Source organism: Limimaricola sp. G21655-S1 (assembly GCF_027213785.1).
Lineage (GTDB): Bacteria > Pseudomonadota > Alphaproteobacteria > Rhodobacterales > Rhodobacteraceae > Limimaricola.
Window position 1 is genome coordinate 1 of record NZ_JAPWGO010000033.1, and the last position, 16,890, is coordinate 16,890.

21 protein-coding genes and 2 pseudogenes are annotated in these 16,890 nt (G+C 62.6%); 9 read left to right on the forward strand and 14 right to left on the reverse strand.

Annotated elements, in window-relative coordinates:
- Positions 1–291: 291 nt before the first annotated feature.
- Entirely contained in the window at positions 292–1,377 is a 1,086-nt protein-coding gene (locus O4G76_RS18660; RefSeq protein ID WP_269398723.1) for an AAA family ATPase, read from the reverse strand.
- A 266-nt stretch (positions 1,378–1,643) separates the two neighbouring features.
- Between O4G76_RS18660 and O4G76_RS18665 the strand changes: the two genes are divergently transcribed.
- From O4G76_RS18665 to O4G76_RS18690, 6 genes are all read left to right on the forward strand, one after another.
- Positions 1,644–2,000: a helix-turn-helix domain-containing protein gene (locus O4G76_RS18665; protein ID WP_269398724.1), complete on the forward strand. Its 357-nt coding sequence runs from the start codon at positions 1,644–1,646 to the stop codon at positions 1,998–2,000.
- Positions 1,997–2,263, forward strand: a complete 267-nt coding sequence (locus O4G76_RS18670; RefSeq protein ID WP_269398725.1) for a hypothetical protein — start codon at positions 1,997–1,999, stop codon at positions 2,261–2,263. The genes O4G76_RS18665 and O4G76_RS18670 overlap by 4 nt, the downstream gene beginning before the upstream one ends.
- 201 nt (positions 2,264–2,464) lie before the next feature.
- On the forward strand, positions 2,465–4,738 hold the full coding sequence (locus O4G76_RS18675) for a site-specific integrase (RefSeq protein ID WP_269398726.1): 2,274 nt from the start codon (positions 2,465–2,467) through the stop codon (positions 4,736–4,738).
- Between the two features lie 112 nt (positions 4,739–4,850).
- Positions 4,851–6,215, forward strand: a complete 1,365-nt coding sequence (locus tag O4G76_RS18680; protein ID WP_269398727.1) for a tyrosine-type recombinase/integrase — start codon at positions 4,851–4,853, stop codon at positions 6,213–6,215.
- Positions 6,216–6,544: 329 nt separating this feature from the next.
- Positions 6,545–6,934, forward strand: coding sequence for a hypothetical protein (locus O4G76_RS18685; protein ID WP_269398728.1), 390 nt, complete (start codon positions 6,545–6,547; stop codon positions 6,932–6,934).
- The gene (locus O4G76_RS18690) at positions 6,934–7,338 is read left to right on the forward strand and encodes a hypothetical protein (protein ID WP_269398729.1); all 405 of its coding nucleotides are present in this window, start codon (positions 6,934–6,936) and stop codon (positions 7,336–7,338) included. The genes O4G76_RS18685 and O4G76_RS18690 overlap by 1 nt, the downstream gene beginning before the upstream one ends.
- A 264-nt stretch (positions 7,339–7,602) precedes the next feature.
- Here the strand turns inward: O4G76_RS18690 and O4G76_RS18695 are convergent.
- Positions 7,603–8,612, reverse strand: a pseudogene (locus tag O4G76_RS18695) (IS30 family transposase).
- Positions 8,613–9,076: 464 nt separating this feature from the next.
- Between O4G76_RS18695 and O4G76_RS18700 the strand changes: the two are divergent.
- Positions 9,077–9,364 carry a helix-turn-helix domain-containing protein gene (locus tag O4G76_RS18700; RefSeq protein WP_269398730.1) on the forward strand — a complete coding sequence of 96 codons (288 nt, stop codon included), beginning with the start codon at positions 9,077–9,079 and terminating at the stop codon, positions 9,362–9,364.
- The gene (locus O4G76_RS18705; protein WP_269398731.1) at positions 9,361–10,668 is read left to right on the forward strand and encodes a hypothetical protein; all 1,308 of its coding nucleotides are present in this window, start codon (positions 9,361–9,363) and stop codon (positions 10,666–10,668) included. The genes O4G76_RS18700 and O4G76_RS18705 overlap by 4 nt, the downstream gene beginning before the upstream one ends.
- Before the next feature lie 171 nt (positions 10,669–10,839).
- On the opposite strand, the pseudogene O4G76_RS18710 reads toward O4G76_RS18705, so the two are convergent.
- The 12 genes and pseudogenes from O4G76_RS18710 to O4G76_RS18765 all read right to left on the reverse strand — a co-directional run.
- Positions 10,840–11,070, reverse strand: a pseudogene (locus tag O4G76_RS18710) (cytochrome c biogenesis protein CcdA); the annotation flags it as partial.
- On the reverse strand, positions 11,063–11,557 hold the full coding sequence (locus tag O4G76_RS18715; protein ID WP_269398732.1) for a hypothetical protein: 495 nt from the start codon (positions 11,555–11,557) through the stop codon (positions 11,063–11,065). The gene O4G76_RS18715 and the pseudogene O4G76_RS18710, both read right to left, overlap by 8 nt.
- Entirely contained in the window at positions 11,554–12,168 is a 615-nt protein-coding gene (locus O4G76_RS18720) for a hypothetical protein (protein ID WP_269398733.1), read from the reverse strand. The genes O4G76_RS18715 and O4G76_RS18720 overlap by 4 nt, the downstream gene beginning before the upstream one ends.
- Positions 12,168–12,809 (reverse strand): SCO family protein, encoded by a 642-nt coding sequence (locus O4G76_RS18725; protein WP_253331560.1) that lies wholly within the window; start codon positions 12,807–12,809, stop codon positions 12,168–12,170. The genes O4G76_RS18720 and O4G76_RS18725 overlap by 1 nt, the downstream gene beginning before the upstream one ends.
- A gap of 53 nt (positions 12,810–12,862) precedes the next feature.
- Entirely contained in the window at positions 12,863–13,165 is a 303-nt protein-coding gene (locus O4G76_RS18730; protein ID WP_269398734.1) for a hypothetical protein, read from the reverse strand.
- Between the two features lie 23 nt (positions 13,166–13,188).
- Positions 13,189–13,464 (reverse strand): hypothetical protein, encoded by a 276-nt coding sequence (locus O4G76_RS18735; RefSeq protein ID WP_253331564.1) that lies wholly within the window; start codon positions 13,462–13,464, stop codon positions 13,189–13,191.
- On the reverse strand, positions 13,461–13,988 hold the full coding sequence (locus tag O4G76_RS18740) for a DsbE family thiol:disulfide interchange protein (RefSeq protein WP_370363002.1): 528 nt from the start codon (positions 13,986–13,988) through the stop codon (positions 13,461–13,463). The genes O4G76_RS18735 and O4G76_RS18740 overlap by 4 nt, the downstream gene beginning before the upstream one ends.
- A gap of 47 nt (positions 13,989–14,035) precedes the next feature.
- Entirely contained in the window at positions 14,036–14,542 is a 507-nt protein-coding gene (locus O4G76_RS18745; protein WP_269398735.1) for a cytochrome c, read from the reverse strand.
- Complete coding sequence (locus tag O4G76_RS18750) at positions 14,539–14,667, reverse strand: hypothetical protein (protein WP_269398736.1); 129 nt, start codon at positions 14,665–14,667, stop codon at positions 14,539–14,541. Before O4G76_RS18750 ends, O4G76_RS18745 begins: the two co-directional genes overlap by 4 nt.
- A gap of 16 nt (positions 14,668–14,683) precedes the next feature.
- On the reverse strand, positions 14,684–15,175 hold the full coding sequence (locus tag O4G76_RS18755) for a DUF411 domain-containing protein (protein WP_253331568.1): 492 nt from the start codon (positions 15,173–15,175) through the stop codon (positions 14,684–14,686).
- A gap of 1 nt (position 15,176) precedes the next feature.
- The gene (locus tag O4G76_RS18760) at positions 15,177–16,124 is read right to left on the reverse strand and encodes an exo-alpha-sialidase (protein ID WP_253331569.1); all 948 of its coding nucleotides are present in this window, start codon (positions 16,122–16,124) and stop codon (positions 15,177–15,179) included.
- Between the two features lie 98 nt (positions 16,125–16,222).
- Positions 16,223–16,564, reverse strand: a complete 342-nt coding sequence (locus O4G76_RS18765) for a hypothetical protein (protein ID WP_253331570.1) — start codon at positions 16,562–16,564, stop codon at positions 16,223–16,225.
- 115 nt (positions 16,565–16,679) lie between these two features.
- On the opposite strand from O4G76_RS18765, the gene O4G76_RS18770 reads away from it, so the two are divergent.
- A partial coding sequence (locus O4G76_RS18770; RefSeq protein ID WP_269398737.1) for a CBS domain-containing protein occupies positions 16,680–16,890 on the forward strand: 211 nt, incomplete at its 3' end.

The following is a 16,890-nucleotide window of genomic DNA, read 5'->3' on the forward strand; positions in this document are numbered from 1 at the left end:
GGGCTACGCCCGCCCTCCGGCTGGAGACAGCGGCCATCTTGGTTGTCGATGCCGGACAACTTGGTTGTCGGTCATCACGCTGGCGAGGCCTGCGGAGATGATCTCATGTACGAGGCTCGGGTCGTAGCTGAGTGGGCGACCACCAGTATTGCTCTTGTTTTGCTTAGACTTTGTCATGAAGGGTTTGGCTTTCGGTTTGTCTAACCGAGTTTGACAAACCCGGCCTGATGGTTGCGACTGCGGAGAAGATTGGTCGATCGTCGTCGACCCGAAAAAATTTCGGCTCTAAGGTCATGCTGGGGCTGCCTCTGTTGACAGGCGCCAATCTTGGCCGAACCTTTCGACCACGGGGCACTTCTGCTCGGAGAGGCGGGTAAGTACGCGACGGATTGTGGTCATGCGGTTTTCGTCCGACATCGGTCCAAAGAGCTCCGGCGGAACGCTCTCGAGTATATCGCGAGGCTTAAAGGGGTCACTGCCGCGGGCGCCCCTAAGGCGGCGGATGTGGAGCGCGGTCAGGACCGCCGTGTCATACTTCGACGCAGCGCCACGGTTGTCCGCATTCTCGTTTTCCGGAGGCTTGGAGCCGTCGACGGCCATGACGGTGGTACGATCATCGCCATCCTCATCCTGACCCAGCACAAAACTCTGGGTCTCAAAGAAGCGCGCCTCTCCTTTCCGCATAGTGCGTTGCTTTTCATGGGCAACACGCACGACCGTCCCCGTTGTCGGCCAAAGCGAAATCTCAGTATCAACTGCACCCCGCAGCGCAGAGCTGCCACGACCACCCTGTTTGGCGTCCTTACCGGTATGGTGAACCAACATGACATGAGCATCGAGTTGACGCGCAATGTGTCCAGCGGTGTCGGCGATGCCTGTCATGGCGCCGGCGCAATTCTCGTCTGCCGTGCCAATGGAACGTGCCAACGTATCGAAAACGATTAGTATGATCGGCTGTCCGAGGTTGTGGCGCAGCCGCTCGAGCTCAGTGACGAACTTGCCGACTTCGTCTGGCGCAGAGAGAGTTACAGGCCGCATGCGCACGATATAGGGAAGCGCTTCAGGACCATCGTTCAGGCTGAATGCCTGCATTCGGTCGAGCACTGACTCCGGAGCTTCGGCTCCGACATGCACGACTACGCCTTGGCGCACCCGCGCCCCGAAGAAGGGCGCCCCGGTGACAATGCAGTTTCCGAGATGGCACACCAAGGCGGATTTGCCGCAGTTGGATGGGCCGAAGAGGACGGACGTCTCGCCGCGCCGAAACCATCCTTTCGCGGCGTAATTCCAGGCGAGGTTGGGGATGTGAACTCGGGCGTCCTGGTAGAGGTCATCGAAATCGATAGGGGCTGCGGGGGTAGGGGAGGAATCTTGCAAGATAGGCGTCCTTTTAGGCTGCTCGTGAAACTGTCCGTCTTGCGGACAGCCCGGAAATAGGTCCGCCCCGCTGGCGTCGGAAAACCGAGCCAAGAAAAAAGTTCAGTTGATCAGGAATCGCCCGGGCGGACATACGGACATTCCCCCTTCAGGGGATGTCCGTATGTCCGCCCGGGCGAAACAAAGTATTTTTTCCATGATATTTTTGGGGCTGGTCGGCTTTTCCCTAAGTCCAAGTTGAAGCCAACAAGTCTTAGGAAAATACAATGAAAAACAGAGCCATACGACCTCTCGCGCTGAGCGAGGTCGCGCGTCTTCTGGCGGTCTCACCGAGAACAATTAGCCGGTTAATCGACAAGGGGGGCCTCAATGCGATCCGCATCGGATCGACGCTGGCGATCCCGTTCGACGGGATGTCGGCCGACCTGCAACGTTGCTTCGACGTCAACAATCCCCAAGCCCTTCTCACCGTGCACGAGGTTGCCTTGGAGCTTGGCTGCTCACCGGCTGACGTTCGAACACGAACTGCGACAGGTGAACTGGCATCCGTCCGCGTCGGCGGCTCGCTGCGCTGGTCACCGGTCGAGATCAAGCGCAGTGCTCAATGTGGGGCGCGAACATGATTACCGCGCCTGACGAAACCTTCAACGTTGCCGGGGCTGGCGTCGTCTTGGGCCGCTCTGAACGACAAGTGCTCCGCTACCTCAACGAGGAGCGCCTCCGTGGATCGAAAGCTTCTGGACGATGGATGGTGACTGCTCTCCATATCTGGGAATTCCAGGGAATTGCCGATGCGATGTTGGAAAATTGGCGAAATTATTGCCGCCTTTCCGAGGCCGAAAATATAAACATTGAAAATCAGATGGTTACGACTTCTGGGGAGTGAGGGTGGTCTGCACGGCGTCGGCGTGCAGACCACCCCATTTCCCCCCGTGGCGGTGGATGTCGGCCCGTGTCGCACGATGGCCGAAGACGGCTTCCGATGACTGCCCCCGTCGTCAGGTTCGGAGTTCCCAGCGACGTCTTTTGGAACGCGTCGGGAACTTCAAACCTGACGACGGCACATACAGGAAAAACGGATCAATCCATGAAACATGAAACTTTCGGGTTCGGCGACATTGCTATCGAGCAGGGCGATACCGCGGACCTGCGCCGGTGCCTTTGGCTTTCAAACATGAAGGGGTCCACCCGGAACGCGACCCTGATGAGCCTTGCCACGTTCTGTTCCGCCTCGAATGATGATGGTGAGTTGTCGGTAGTTCGTGTTCGGCAGTTGATCGCGGCGCCTGAGGTCCAGCTGAAGGCGGAAGTGGGCTCGCGTTGGACCCAGGTGGTGAGCGATGTGCGGCGCGCCCTGCGCTACTGGAATGATCTGCCAACCCGCTGGCTGGCGTTGCGTCTCCGAGCCCGTATTCCTACCCTAACAGATGCGGCAACTGCCGCCAGTTTCCGCCTCGGCGCTGACGAAGCAAAGCGTGCCAGTGCAGCGCTCAATGCTCTGGCAGCATCAGAAGGCGGGACCCTCGACGACGTCCCGGCAACGGCCGGTGTGATCGAGCCGCTCCTGCGGGGGGCGACACCTGAGACATTCGGCGTTGCGAGCCTGAAGAGCCTCGACAACAAGCGGACTCTCATCCGAAAAGTCGTGCGGTTCGTCGATCCTCTCAGCACAGGGATGCGAGAGACCTCCATTGATACCCTGCCGGCGCAGTGGAGGGAGATTTTGGCGATCCTCGAGCGCCAGTTGAAGGACCATGAAAAAAGCGCCGCCGCGATCCTGCGGCGCCTTGCCGGGTTCTGTGCGCGACAAGGTATGCGGCCTACGGAGATAGATGAGCCGCTCGTCGAGGCGTTCGTCGCCATGGAACTTGCAACGCATGCGCCGACCTACGTCGAGAAGTTGCGCGCGGCTCTCCGCCGCTGGAACGACGCGGTCGACGTCGGGCTTGTGTGTCCGTATCTGCCGCTACCGGCGGCCCCCGTGCATCGGCAGGAGAGTGTCACCTGGCAAAGTGTTCCCTCGAGCATCCGCGCGCCAGTCGACGCCTATCTCGAGACAGCCGTTTCTGTGCGCAACCCCGGCGATTGGGGTGATCTCGTGCCCGATGCCGACCCGGAGTATGCCGAACTCGGCATTGTGTTCGGGGACCCGGTATCGAACAGTGAGACAAGCGCTGCACCAATCTTGGAACCCGGCACCCACAAGAATTGGCGGGACGCAGTCAAGCGTGCCTGGCATGCTGCCAAAGCGGACCCGCGAGTTCAGCCGAAGCCGGAGGTCCTTGGGGAACTGTTCTGCAAGCCAGTCGTAGCGGCTTTGGTAGCGTCGACCCGGCGGGCTCGTCGACAGCGCGACGAGGCGAAAGGGCTCGTTTTCGACCCCAAGGTAAAAGGTCGTTATGAGCACACATTGGTCGAGGCGCTCTGTTCGGTCGGGCGTGCTCTGGCCGTTGCCCCTGCTCGGTTGGAGGAAGTTGAAGAACTGAAGCGACAGCTCGACCCGGGCGTGATCGGGATGAAGCGGTCTGCCGATGGTAGCTTCAAGCGCGTCTACGCCGAGCGGCGCATCGGCACGCGTCACGCCAACATGCTGGCCCAATTCGCCGACACCACCCGGCTGAAGCGGTGGTTCGAGGGGCCTTCCGTCCTATGGACGCTCGCATGCGCTCCAATCACTCGAGGCCGCAAGCCGCAGGCCTCCCACGTGGCCCTCGCTCGCTCCGCGCTCATGGCACGGATAGGGCAATACGTGGCGCCAGTCCGACGTACGAACCACGCGCGCTACCGTTACGAGGGCGACGATCGCCACATAATTCTGCCCGAAGGCGACGGAGAAGGCACGCTGATCATCCCGGCGCACGAGGGAAAAACCGGAAAGGAAATCCATGTTCGGATCGATCGGGAAACCGTCCGAATGCTGAAATACTACATCAAGCATTTTCTTCCGGTTGCACAGAGGCAGGCGAAGGCCTCCCCCGACAATCCTCACCTTTTCCCCGGTGCCGATGGGCAGAAAATTGAGGATGGAGGCTACGCGCTTGGCCGCGGCTACATCACTAAGTCCAAGCTCAATACCAGCTTCAAGAAGCACATGATGAAGCACTGCGGACTGGATCTCTGCCTTCACGTGATGCGCCACCTCGCTGGGAAAATCATCCTCGACCAAGACCCCTCCGCGATGTCGCTGGTCAAGGAGATCCTCGGCCACAAGCGCCTCAGAACGACCCAGTCTTACTACGCCGAGGTCTGCAAGATCGTCGCTCAGCGTCGCTACATCCACCTGCTCGAGCGGCAAGCGCGTCAGGTACTCGCGACCATGTCATTCAAGTTCGTCGATCCGCAGACCGGGAAGGAAATTTGAGATGCCAAGGCATAAGCTTACTCTGCCGCCAGTATCTTGGCCGGACGATCTGCGGACCGGCTTCGAACGCCACCCGCTATCGGTGGCCCAGCGATCGCGACTCGGACGCGGCTTGGGGCGCTGGCTGCGGATCTCAGACGATCTCGGCGCCGATCCGCGGGACGTTTCTCGCGAGGCATGGTCGGAGCGCACACAAGGGCTATCGCGGCAGGTCCGCAATGATGTGCGCCAGGCGTTGGCCATCGTTTTCCCGGCCACGGCCGCGTCACTTTACGCAGAAGACAACCGACGGAAAAAACGGCCGGATATCCGCGGCCAACTGCGTGAGGCCATCGCGCGCAACTTGGCAAGGTTTCCGGAAGATTGGCGCGCTGCGGCTGAACCGCTTCTTCATGTCGACGAGGCCGGGCTCGGTGATGGCATCCTGGTCCAAGCTTGGTCGCCGAACACGATCAAACGGCGTATCGAAGCTGCCGCACTGCATTTCGACTACTGCCGGGCACGGAATTTCGCGGTCGACCTCACACCGACGAGTGTGCGCTCCAAGCTCCGGGAGGACCAGTCCCGCGTCGAGAGTGGCAAGCGACGCATAGGCGGCGTTGCCGTCGACATGGAAGCGCTCTCAGGCTTGGCACGGGCTGTCTGGCCGGACAGGTCCTGGGCATGGCTGAAGACGACGCGAGATCGCCTGAAGAAGCTCGCCAAATACCACGGCTCGCGAAACGCCTCGCGTGCCATCGACGCTGCTGAACTGAGAGCTGCTGGACAGCAATTGTTCGACAGGGCCGACGTTCTCCACGCTGCTGCGCGCAATCGAAGAGAGCTGGTCGCCGCGCATACGAAAGCGCGAACCGCGCTGACAATGATTCTGCTCGCCGAAGCGCCAATTAGGATCAATAGCTGTGCCGAGATCGAACTCCGGAGCAACCTCTTGGAGGATCTTGCCGGTCTTTTCCTTGATGCGGCGAGCACCAAGGAAAGCCATGCCGATCGACGCGCTTTCAGCGCAACTGTGATCGACGCGATCGGTCGCTACTTGCGCCTGCATCGCGCAGTCGTCATGGCCCCGGGAGAAACCAGACTCTTCATTGGCGATCGCGGCGGTCCGATCAAGGGGGCTCAACTTTCGAAATGCCTCGGGGACTTCACCGAACCGGTGTTCAAGGTTCGGGTCACGCCGCACGCGATCCGGCATTCCGTCGGCAATTTCATCGTCGCCTCGGTGCCAGATGAAGCGGCTTTAGCGAGCATCATCCTGAACCACCGAGGGGATGCTATTACGCCTGTCTACACCCAAAGAGCCGGGCAGATTGTCGCCTCGCGGCGACTTGGTGCTGCGACTGAAAGGACAGCAGCTGCGCTGCATGCAGACACCACGCCGACAGTTTCGCGAAAGAAATTGCCGCAACGACGAGTCACCAGATGCAGCGGTAAATCGCGCCCTACCGAGGTGGGGGATACGGCGGAAACATCCTGAGACTAAGCGACTTTTGTAGTCAGGCGGGGCTGAGCTTGGGCGTCCCGTGATTGTCGATCAGGGCAGCATCGCATCTCGCCCGGGGTAGGACGTCCACAGCCGAGGACCCACACCGCCGTCTCAACACGACGGCAAGTGCACCACCCAGAAATCGTGGACGAGGTTGGCTGCCGTGGCTGCCTTGATCGGCGCCCCTTGTTGGAGGGCGCGATCAAGACGGCCACGAGCGCAACGGGAAAAAAGGAGGTTGATGCGGAATTGATACCGGGCCGGAAGCGCGGTCCGAGCTTGACCGGGCGCACCTGCCCGGATCTCGAAGGAGACCCACAATGGACTACGACAAACACTTTTCTGCCGCGCTTCAGGCAGAGCAACTCCGCCAGGGGTTCATTCGCTGGCTCCGAGGCGACGCTGACCGTCTGATTTCAGCAGCTCAGCACTCGGGCGGCGATTTCTGGGGGAACCAAGCCGCTGAGGTGGTCGACGCAATCGCATTTGGGGCAGAACCCGAAGAACTCGCTGCCGAGTTGACGGATCTGCAACGGCTTCTGACATTCGAGCGTGCGGAAGGTACAGATTGCGTCCGGATGGGCCATTTTCTCGTGCTGCATCCGGACGACCCTCTCGCCACTGACTTACAGCTCTGCGCGGAAGCTCTCGAGCGAGGTCTCACGGCCATGCGCGTTTACGCCGAGACGGCAATCAAGGGGGGCGTATGATGGACACGATAGCGGAACTCGTAGCCGAGGCTCTCGGCCAAGCGCGACTGGTTCGCAAATGCCTCGACGAGAAGATCATCGCGCTTCTCGACCCGTCTCAACGCAGCTTTGCTATAGAGATTTCGAAGTGCATTGCAGCAGGGACGATCATCAGTGAAGCTTTCCTGCGCGACCTCGAGTCCTTCACCGTCTTTCTGGACCGATTGGCACGCGACGAAACTACCTACGAATGGTGCGGCCATGAGCACGATCCAGATTGCGGATATCGTCTTCCCGTGCCCTCGCAGCGCGCTGACGCATTCTACGTCGTACTCCACGAACTCGTAGACCTCGCATCCGGGATCGGCGGCGCTCTCGACGCCGCTCGGGCTTATGCGATCACTAATGAGCTGTTCGACACTTAGGTCTCCCCCTGAAAATAGGCGCCGCCGGCTGGTTTTGCCGGCGGCGCACGACGAGCCACCGCAGGAGAAGACGCCGTGAGCCCGGAAAAGGACGCTTCCAGCGTTCACCGGGAGATGTAGTACCCTGCGGGACCGCGGCATCGATCCGCCATTTCGCAGCCGAGAACCTTGGGAAAGACCCCAATTGAGTTCACCTCTGAACGATTGCATGCAGCTCAATCTACATGTGGGCTCACGCTGAAGCGCAATTTCCGCAGTTTCAGCTTACTCACCTGACTGCATCGCCTCCATTAGCTTTTCCCGGAAGACTTCGGCCGGGGTTCGGTAGCCCAGGTACTTCCGGGGCGTGGCGTTGAGGCGATCGCAGATCGAAGCCAGATATCGATCTGTGATCGCCGTGGGGTCGGTCTTGCGAAGAAGGTATTTTCGGATGCGGTTGTTGGTGTTTTCGACTGTGCCCTTCTGCCACGGCGATTGCATGTCGCAAAACCATGGAGCCACCCCGAGACCGGCTTGAGATGCGCCCAGGCGGTGAACTCGGTGCCGCGGTCGAAGGTGATGGAGCGGCGGGCGGGTCGGGGCAGGGCCTTCAGGCCAGAGATCAGGGTCTCCATGACCGGCTTGGAGGTCCGGTCGGCGTTCTTCGCCAAGACGGTGAAGCGGCTGACGTGTTCGACCAGAGAGGTCACGTTCGCCTTGCCGAACTCTTTACGAAACATCACCAGGTCACATTCCCAAAGGCCGAACTGCTCGCGCTCGGAGACCTCCACGGGCCGCAGCGAAAAGCTGTGTTCGCTGCTGAATCTGCGGCCATGGTGGCGTCGCGTACCACGCGGTCTGCGACGGCGGAGGTGCTTCGGCAAATGTCGATAGAGCGCCTCGGATCGGCCATCTCCGGAATAGGCGTAACGGTATATGGGCTCGTGGCTGACGGACGTGGCATGGCCCTCGAGCTTCATTCGACCCGCAATTTGCTCAGGCGACCATCCGGCCTTGAGACGGTCGATCACCGCAGCCTTCACGACGGGGTATCGGACCAACTTGCGATGGATGGCACGGCGCTTCTCGTAAGCCCGTTGCGCGGTCATACCGTAGTAACCGCTCAGATGGGGTATCTCATCATCCACGAAGCGATTGCGCCGCATCTTCGGGTAAAGCGAGGAGGGCGCGCGGCCGAGCCGCAGTGCGATCTCTTTCATCGGCAATTTTAACTCGCGCCGCCGCGTGAGTTTCTAACGCTCTTCGAGATCCAAATGTGCGTAGCAGGTGCCCATCGATTGCTCTCCATGTAACCATCTGTTTCTATACAGAAGTTGCACTTCGAACATGAATCCACCACAGGACATCCGGATCGCGCAGAACATCGAATATCGACGCCTTGAGGCCCACTATGGAGGTGTAATTGCGCTGGCGCCTGATGAGGAACTGGGCTCCGAAGGAGAGGTAACCGACCTCTTCAGACATGGTCATCGCACTTGCACACCCGTGGAATAGGCATGTCTAACCACGCCGAGAGGGCCCATTTTGCGGTGGTAAATTCGACCGTGGTTGAAGCCGATACATCAGAGCGTCTCTCCCTTGGGTGGTATCGAGCTACCTGAGGGGGGGAGCGATCCGCAGCGCCACCTCAAACGCACACACGATACTTCGACAATCAATAGTTGTATCACGCTATCGTGACCCGAATCTTCTCCTGTGTCTCAGGAAGCGGTCGGATGTCCTCGTCATGAACGAAGTCATGACCGAAGCCGAGGCCGCGGAGTATCTGCGGTGTAGCGTGAAAACGCTTCAGCGCCGCCGGCGTGACGAGCAAATTTCGTTCATCCGCGACGGTGGTATCCGCTACCAGCTCTCCGACCTCAAAGACTACCTCGCAGCGAGACGTACCGCAGCAACGAAAGCTCCGCCGCCACTTCCTGCGCCGAAGTACAGAGCATCCAGAGCACAACAGCAGGACATCGTCGAATTTCTTTACGGCTGCGCACCTGCTTTCCCACCCAAAATTCATGAGATAAGTGAAGCATGAAGAAGATTGAAAAAATTGGAAGATTTACGATCGCCGAGAACCGGGGCGCGCTATATCTCAGATGGTGGGATTCTCACGGCAAGAAGACCGTGTCTGAGCGCCTACAAGCGACGACACTGGAGCAGGCGAGGAAGCTTACCCGTGAGCGAATGAAGACAATTGTTGATCGCTCCGAGGCGATCCGGCCGGATAGCGGCGACGACCCGACGTTTGGAGAAATCTGGCTCGGCTTCGAGCAGGACAAAAGAAAGAGGCTTTCTCCTCAAAGATTCAGGCTCCTCGAGAACCGACGCGACCTCTACTTCATTCCTCACCTGTGGAATATCAGGATGTCGAAGATGGGCCCGGCACTTCGCGCCTTGGTTAAGGGTATGGAGGAGAGCAAAATCCGTCCTGACAATACGAAGTCGAAGCTCAAAACTCTCGCCTCGAACGGCAAGCCGCGCCTCCATCCGAACACAATTGCAGACATCATCGGTAGCGCGGCAGAAGCGTGTGCGCTGGCAAAGAGCGATGGCTTGACGACGCACAACCCTCCCATGACCCCGTTCGTTAAAGGAATTACCGCTCCTGATGACCGCGATCCGAAAGGGCGCTACATCACCTTCGAAGAGACGGGCTTGCTCATCGAGGCGTGTCGGCGCCCGCACATCCTCGAGCTCCTCCTGCTCGACATTGGCTGCGGAGGACGGATCGGTGCCGTGGCCGACATAACGGGCAAGAAGGTTCGTCTCGACCTCGGCGTGATCGACCTCCTCGGAGAGGGCTTCGTGGAGACCAATCGGCGGAAGCAGACGCCTATCGTCCCAGTGACGGGCCCGATGGAGCGCATTCTCTCGCGACTGATTGCTACACATGGTGACGGCTACCTCATCCAAAACACCCGCACTCCGCTGTCAAAGGGAGCGCGAAACTGGACGCAGATCATCCAGCGACTGGTAGCCAGGGCGAAGAAAAGTAGGACGCCCGACCAAGTGAAGCGGAAGCTCCTTGAGCCCACTGACCAAGGGAACGTGAACTGGTATTCAATCCGCCGAACCTACGCTGACTGGCTCGACGAGCGGGTGAGTGATGCGGCAATCTCGGCCGTAATGGGGCATTTCGAAATCTCATCCAGGACCAGGAGGCAGCTCTTCGAGTTCGGGAGCCCCACGACCGATCTCTACAAGCGCCGAAAACTGGGACCTGTGCTTGAGGTCGCGGCCGTTCTCAATGAGGAATGGTGGCCTGCAATCCAACCATTCACGAGCGTAGACTTGAGATCTGAAGGCGAAAGTCTGAAGCGAACTGACGCAGAAGAGTGAAAAATACTTTGAATCGCAGGGTTTAAGAGGGCGATGTTGCGCAAAGCAGCTTTGAGTATGACTGCCCCCTTTCCCGCTGTTCTTCAGCGGACGGCTTCGATCTCGGCCGCACTAAGGGCCGAGACGCAGTTCATGATGGCAATGCGGATCTGAATTTCGGCTGTCGCGGTGTCCGAGCGCCGTGGCCGACGCTCCAAGGGCGATGAAGATCGTCGAAAAGCTGAGCACGAAGCAGAGGCTCAGCCCGATCGTCGCGGCTCGGCCCTGCGTGCTGCCCGGTGCCGTTCGTCCCGCGATGTAGGAGACATAGCCGGGCACCAGCAGCAGGACGCAGGACGACAGGAAGGAGACGGTGCCGGCCAGCAGCGCGGCGAGAAGGCCGAGCGATTGGATGTCAGCCACGGGTGATCCCCCGCCAGGACAGCCGGGACGTGGCGCCGAGATAGGCGGCCACGGGCACGACGAGCCATTGCAGGAACGGGGTCAGGCCCGCATCGATGACCGGGATCACCGGCATGATGTCCCGGTAGGCCCAGGCCTCGCGCACGGTGATGTTCAGCCATTCGCTGAAGATGGTGTAGCCGACGCCCATCACCACCGCGGCGAGCAGCACCGGAGCCCAGCTTCGACGGGGCCAATCCCCCGATCCCAGGGCGAAGAGCGCCAGGAGCAGCGTGCTGAAGGCGATGAAGAGATCGCCACCCGTGCAATGCAGGATCGCGAAGGCGATCTCGCCTACCGTGCCTTCGATCCAGATCGTGTAGAGCGGGATATGTGCGATCTCCCACAGCAGATGGCCAATGAGGGAGAACAGGAAGTAGCGCCGCAGGACCTTCAGCCAGTCCGGACGGGTGGCGGTGAGCGAAGGCGCAGGCGCGGCCGCGGTCATCGGAACCACCCCCTTGCCCGGTCGAGCAGGCCCTCGGGCTCGGGATGCGGATGCGCGTTGGTGAGGCCATTGATATGCATGAGAAGGTTGAGCGGTGCGAAGCCGGCGCCATGGAAGATGGCGACATGCCGCCCCTCCCGGTCGAAGAGGTGAATCATTGGGTTGTCTCCATTTCGTGCGGATCGGGAGGCGAGCTCTGCCTCGAGGTCTTCGAGCGCACCATTTGGTGCCGCGACCGACCAGTTCCCGGCGTCGACGGTGTCGATACCGTCCGGTTCCTCGGCGATCGTGATGAAGCGGACCATCTCGCGCATCGGGCTCGCATTGAGCGACGCCACCGTCTGCGCAAGCCGATCATGCTGCGCCCGGCAGGGCTCGAGGCAGGGGCTCGAGCGAACGTGCACGGCCACGACCTGTCCCACGAGGTCCGCGAGATCGAGCGGCTGACCATCCGCGCCGATGAGGTCCAGATCAGGCGCGGGGCCGGAGATCGCCTCGAATGCGGGCTCCTTCAGGGCAGTAACTTCGTCGAGCCGTTCGCCCGGGTGATCGGCCAGTGCCGGGATACCGAGCAGGGCCATGGTCATGGCGGTGAGAGCGAGCCGCCGCATCAGCTTCGCCCCTCCGTCTCGATGCGCATCTCGATCTCCCGGGCCAGGTCCTCGGGGGGCTGGTCGCCTTCCAGGAAGACGGCCTCGAAGCGGCCGTCGGGCCGCATCAGGTAGATGTGCCCGGCATGCGCCATGCGGTATCCGTCGGCGGCCTCCGCATCCGGCAGCTGCTCGTGATAGACCTTGAAGGCATGGGCGGCCGCCGTGACCTGATCATTGCTGCCGGTCAGCCCGACAAGGTCGGGGTGAAAGTTCGCAACGTAGTCGGCCATGACCTCGGGCGTGTCGCGCTCGGGGTCCACCGTGATGAAAAGCGGTGCGACCCGGCCTGCGTCCTCGCCCAGAAGATCGAGCGCGGTGGCCATGTAGGCCAGCGTGGTTGGGCAGACATCGGGGCAGTTGGTGAAGCCGAAGAACACGAGCTGCCAGCGACCGGCGTAATCGGCCTCCGTCACCGGGCGCCCGGTGTGGTCGACCAGCTCGAAGTCGGAGCGGATGTCGGCCTCGCCGCTGTAGGCAACCTCCACGGGGGCGGAGGGACCGCGCAGGACGAAAAGTCCCGCGATGGTCAGGGCGAAGACGGCGGCTCCGCTCCAGAGGAGAAAGCGCAGCCGTCGGTAAAAGCTGTGGGAATTGGGCATCTGTCTGTCTTTCCGGTTGGCCCGCCCGGGCATGGGCCCGGGCGGGCCTTCGTTCAGCCCTGATCGGCCTCGTCGTGATGTTCCTGCATGTGGGTGTTCATCGTTTCCATCATCTCCATGCAGGCCTGCATGTGCTTCATCATCATGGGCATCATGTTTTCCATGCCTTCCATGCCTTCCATGCCTTCCATGCCTTCCATGCCGTGCATGCCGGCCATGTCGCCGCCCATCATGTGGCCGCCTTCCTTCGTCGTCTCCTGGGTTTCCGCCGGGGCGGTCTCCTGGGCGTGGGCCAAGGGGGCGAGCGCGAGCAGGAAGAGGGCGACGGCGCCGCCGAGCTTGGTGGTGGTCTTCATGTTGAGTCCTTTCGGAATGGGTTTCAGTCGGTCGAAACGTCCGGCTTGGGTGTCGGATCGCTCTTGTTGGCGCAGGCGGACGAGCCCCCACGCATGCAAAGCCCCAACGCGCACATGACGGCGCAGGGGGCCAAACTCAGGATCAGGGGCGCGGCGCCGATGGCGGTGAGCCAGCCCCAGTTCAGGATCATGCCGGTGCCGATGAGGGCGAAGGCCAGCACCATCCAGCCACGCCGTCCGAACGCCGGGAAACGGCGGGCAGGGGCGGTCACGGTGGCGGATCTCGACAGCTCGCTCATGCCTCGCCCTCCGACTGGAGCCGTCGCACGACCGGCAGGATGTCCTGCTCGAGCGAGCGGCGGTCGAAGGGACCGACATGCTTGTAGGCGATCCGCCCCTGCTCATCGATGACGAAGGTTTCCGGCAGCCCGTAGACACCCCAGTCGATCGAGGTGCGTCCCGAGCGGTCGGCACCGATGCGGCTATAGGGGTCGCCCGTCTCGTCGAGGAAGGCGAGCGCCGCGTCCGGCGCATCCTTGTAGTTGATGCCGTGGATCGGAACCGTGCCCTGGGCGGCCAGCTCGACCAGAAGCGGCATCTCGACCCGGCAGGGCACGCACCACGAGGCCCAGACGTTGACGATCGACACCTCGCCTTGCAAATCGGACGAGGACAGGCCGTCATCGCGCCCGTCGATCGGCGGCAGGTCGAATTCGGGCACCGCGCGACCGATCAGGGCCGAGGGCAGTCGGTCGTCGGAGTTCATCAGGCCCCAGTAGAAAGCCGCCGCGAGCGCTGCGAACAGCGCCGCTGGGAGCAGCACCAAGGCCCGGCCTCGGGATCGCCTGCGCGGGGCCTGTTCCGCCGTGCTCATGGCTTGCCCTCGGCCCCGGCCGAGACCTCTGCCTGAAAGCCGCGCTCGCGCTCGGACCAGCTGGTCTTGATGTAGGCCAGAACCGCCTTGATCTCGTCGTCGCTCAGCAGGCCCGCGAAGGCCGGCATGTCGCTCTCGTAGCCGGGCACCACCGCACCGACACCATGCTTGGTGATGGTAAAGAGATCGCGGTCGGCGTGGTGCCAGGTATGACCACTGTCGTCATGCGGCGGGGCGGGCATGCGCCCGTCCTCGGTCCGACGGCGCCAGTCGGGCTGGCCCTCGAGCTTCGCGCCATGGCAGACGGCGCAGCTCTCGGCATAGATCGCGCCGCCCTGTTCGACCATGTCCCGCGTGACAGGCTCTCCGAGGATGGCGAGCCCCGCGATCTCCGCCGGTGCCGCGCCCTGCGGGTCCTCCTTCATCAGCCCTTGGGCCACCGCCGCGATCGCGGCGGCGCCAATCAGGCCCGAGGCGAGGCCGATGGCCAGCCCGCGTCTCATCGCGCGCTCCTGAGGAACTTGACCAGCGCCATCAGGCTCAGAACGAGCAGCGTCAGCACCAGCAGCATGACGAGCCCGCCCCCGGCCATCATGGCGCCCATCATCGGTCCGTTCATCATCGACATCATGGCCTCCATGCACTCATTCATCGGAGAACACCGTCACTTCGTCGCCGGCGAAGGCGTAGGTCTTGAGCGTGCCACTCTTGCCGCCCATGCCAGGGGCGTTCATCGGCATGCCGGGCAGGGTGATGCCGGTGATCTCGGGGCGCTCGGTGGTCAGCCGCGCCACGATTTCGGCCGGGACCAACCCGCTGACATAGTAGCCATCGACCTGCGCGAGATGGCAGCCAAGACCCTGCTCGGGCACCCCGGCCTCGATCGAGCGCTTGTCGAAGTCGCGGTCGTCGATCCGCGTCACATGGTAGCCGTTCTCCTCCATGTAGTCGGCATAGGCGTCGCAACAGCCGCAGCCCGGGTCGCGCCAGATCGTCATCTGCCGGTCGGCGGGGACGGTGGTCTCGGCGGGCGTGACCGCCGCGCTGTCGGTTTCGGCGGTGGTAAAGGTTGCGATGCCGATGGCAGAGACGGCGGCCAGCGCGAGAGCGGTGCCGGTGAGAAGCTTGCGGTTCATGTCAGCTATCCTTGGAAAGATCGAAAGGGGACCAGGTGGTGCCGCCGTCGCACGAGACGCGCAGGCCGGCGGCATCGGCGGAGATCACATGGAGCGGATCGGCGGGGTCGACGGCGACGGCGCTGATGGGGTCGGAGGCGCTCTGCTCCCAGTTCACCCCCGCATCCATCGACAGCCACAGCCCGGAGGGCAGCGCTGCGAGAAGGCGCTGTGGTGCGTCGGGGGCAAGGGCGAGGATCTCGACGGCCTCGCCTTCGGGCAGCGAAGCGGCGGTGACGGGCGTGTCGCCTGCCACGAGCGCGTCCAGCGCGTCGCCTGCGACCACGTCCTGCCAGCGGCAGAAGCAGTCCGGCACCCGCGTCAGGCCGGCCCGCGTCCCGGCATAGAGCCAGATGCCACCCATGCCGGTCTCGTGCGCCACGGAGACGAGGCTGAGCACGTCATGCTCCTCGCCGCCGAGATAGGGGCGGTCCATCACGAAGGCCCACGTCTCGCCGCCATCCTCGCTGCGCCAGAGCCCGTCGCCTTCGAGAGCGGCATAGATGGTGTCGGGCGCCTGCGCGGCCACAGCGACCGAAAGGATTGCCGCGCCGGGCAGCCCGGCATCGGCCTGTGCCCAGCTTTGGCCGCCGTCATCGCTGCGACGCAGGGCGCCGTCGCGCCATCCGGCGAGGATCGTGCCCGGGCGGTCGGGATGCGTGGCGATGGCGGAGAGGCCCGCCGGAGCGTCGAGCCGGGTCCACGCATCGCCCTCGTGGCGCAGTAGGCCGTCCGGCGTGGCGGCAAGGAGGGCAGTTCTGTCGAAAGCCAGGGCGGTGACGGCGTCCGGAGGGGCGCTCCGGGGGGCTGAGCGGGCGAGGCCCGGGGCGAGCATCGTCATGCCCATCGCGGCGAGGCCGGAGGACAGGACGCGACGGCGCGACAGCGCACGTGCGAAATGAGTGGTCATGGAGAATATCCCGAGAAGGAGAAGGTCGGTTCAGCGTCCGCCTGCCGAGATCGGGCGGGCATGACGAAACCGGGCCGTCACCTGCGCGGTGCGGCCGGTCAGCTCAGGATGGTGACTCGTGGTGGCGCGGGGTCGAAGCCCGGCTGGCGTGTTCGAACCGCCGCGTCCGCGGGCCAATCACGAGCGGTCGCGGCGAGAGCCTGCGGCAGCGCTGCCATGGACGTCTCCGGGGACAGCAGCGGCGCGGTGCAGTCGAGGTCGCAAACCACCTGTTCGCCCGCATCCGGCGCACAGGCTGGGCAGAGATCGTCCTGCTGTTCCACGGTGCTGGACGCCGCCATGTCGATCGACATTCGGGCGCCGGCAACGTCATGCACCAGCACGCCGACCAGAAGGGTCAGCGACAGGCAGAACGTGGCAAGGCGAACCCAGAGGCGCATGGCACCGATCTAAGAACGGACGCGCCGCCTGTCTACCGGGCGAAGGGGAAATTCGCTCACGAAACCGTCACCTTGCGGATCGCTGCCGAGGCGCGCGCGAAGCGGGAACGCGGCAATGGGGCTGCTCGTTTTCATCCCGCACTCAACAGAGGAGCGAAACATGCAAGTTCAGGACATCATGACCAGCAATCCCGTCTGTTGCGGCGGGAACACCACCATCCAGGAAGCCGCGAAGCTGATGGCCGAACGCTCCATCGGGGCGCTTCCGGTGCTCAACGACGCGGGCGAGCCGATGGGCATCGTGACGGATCGCGACATCTGCTGCG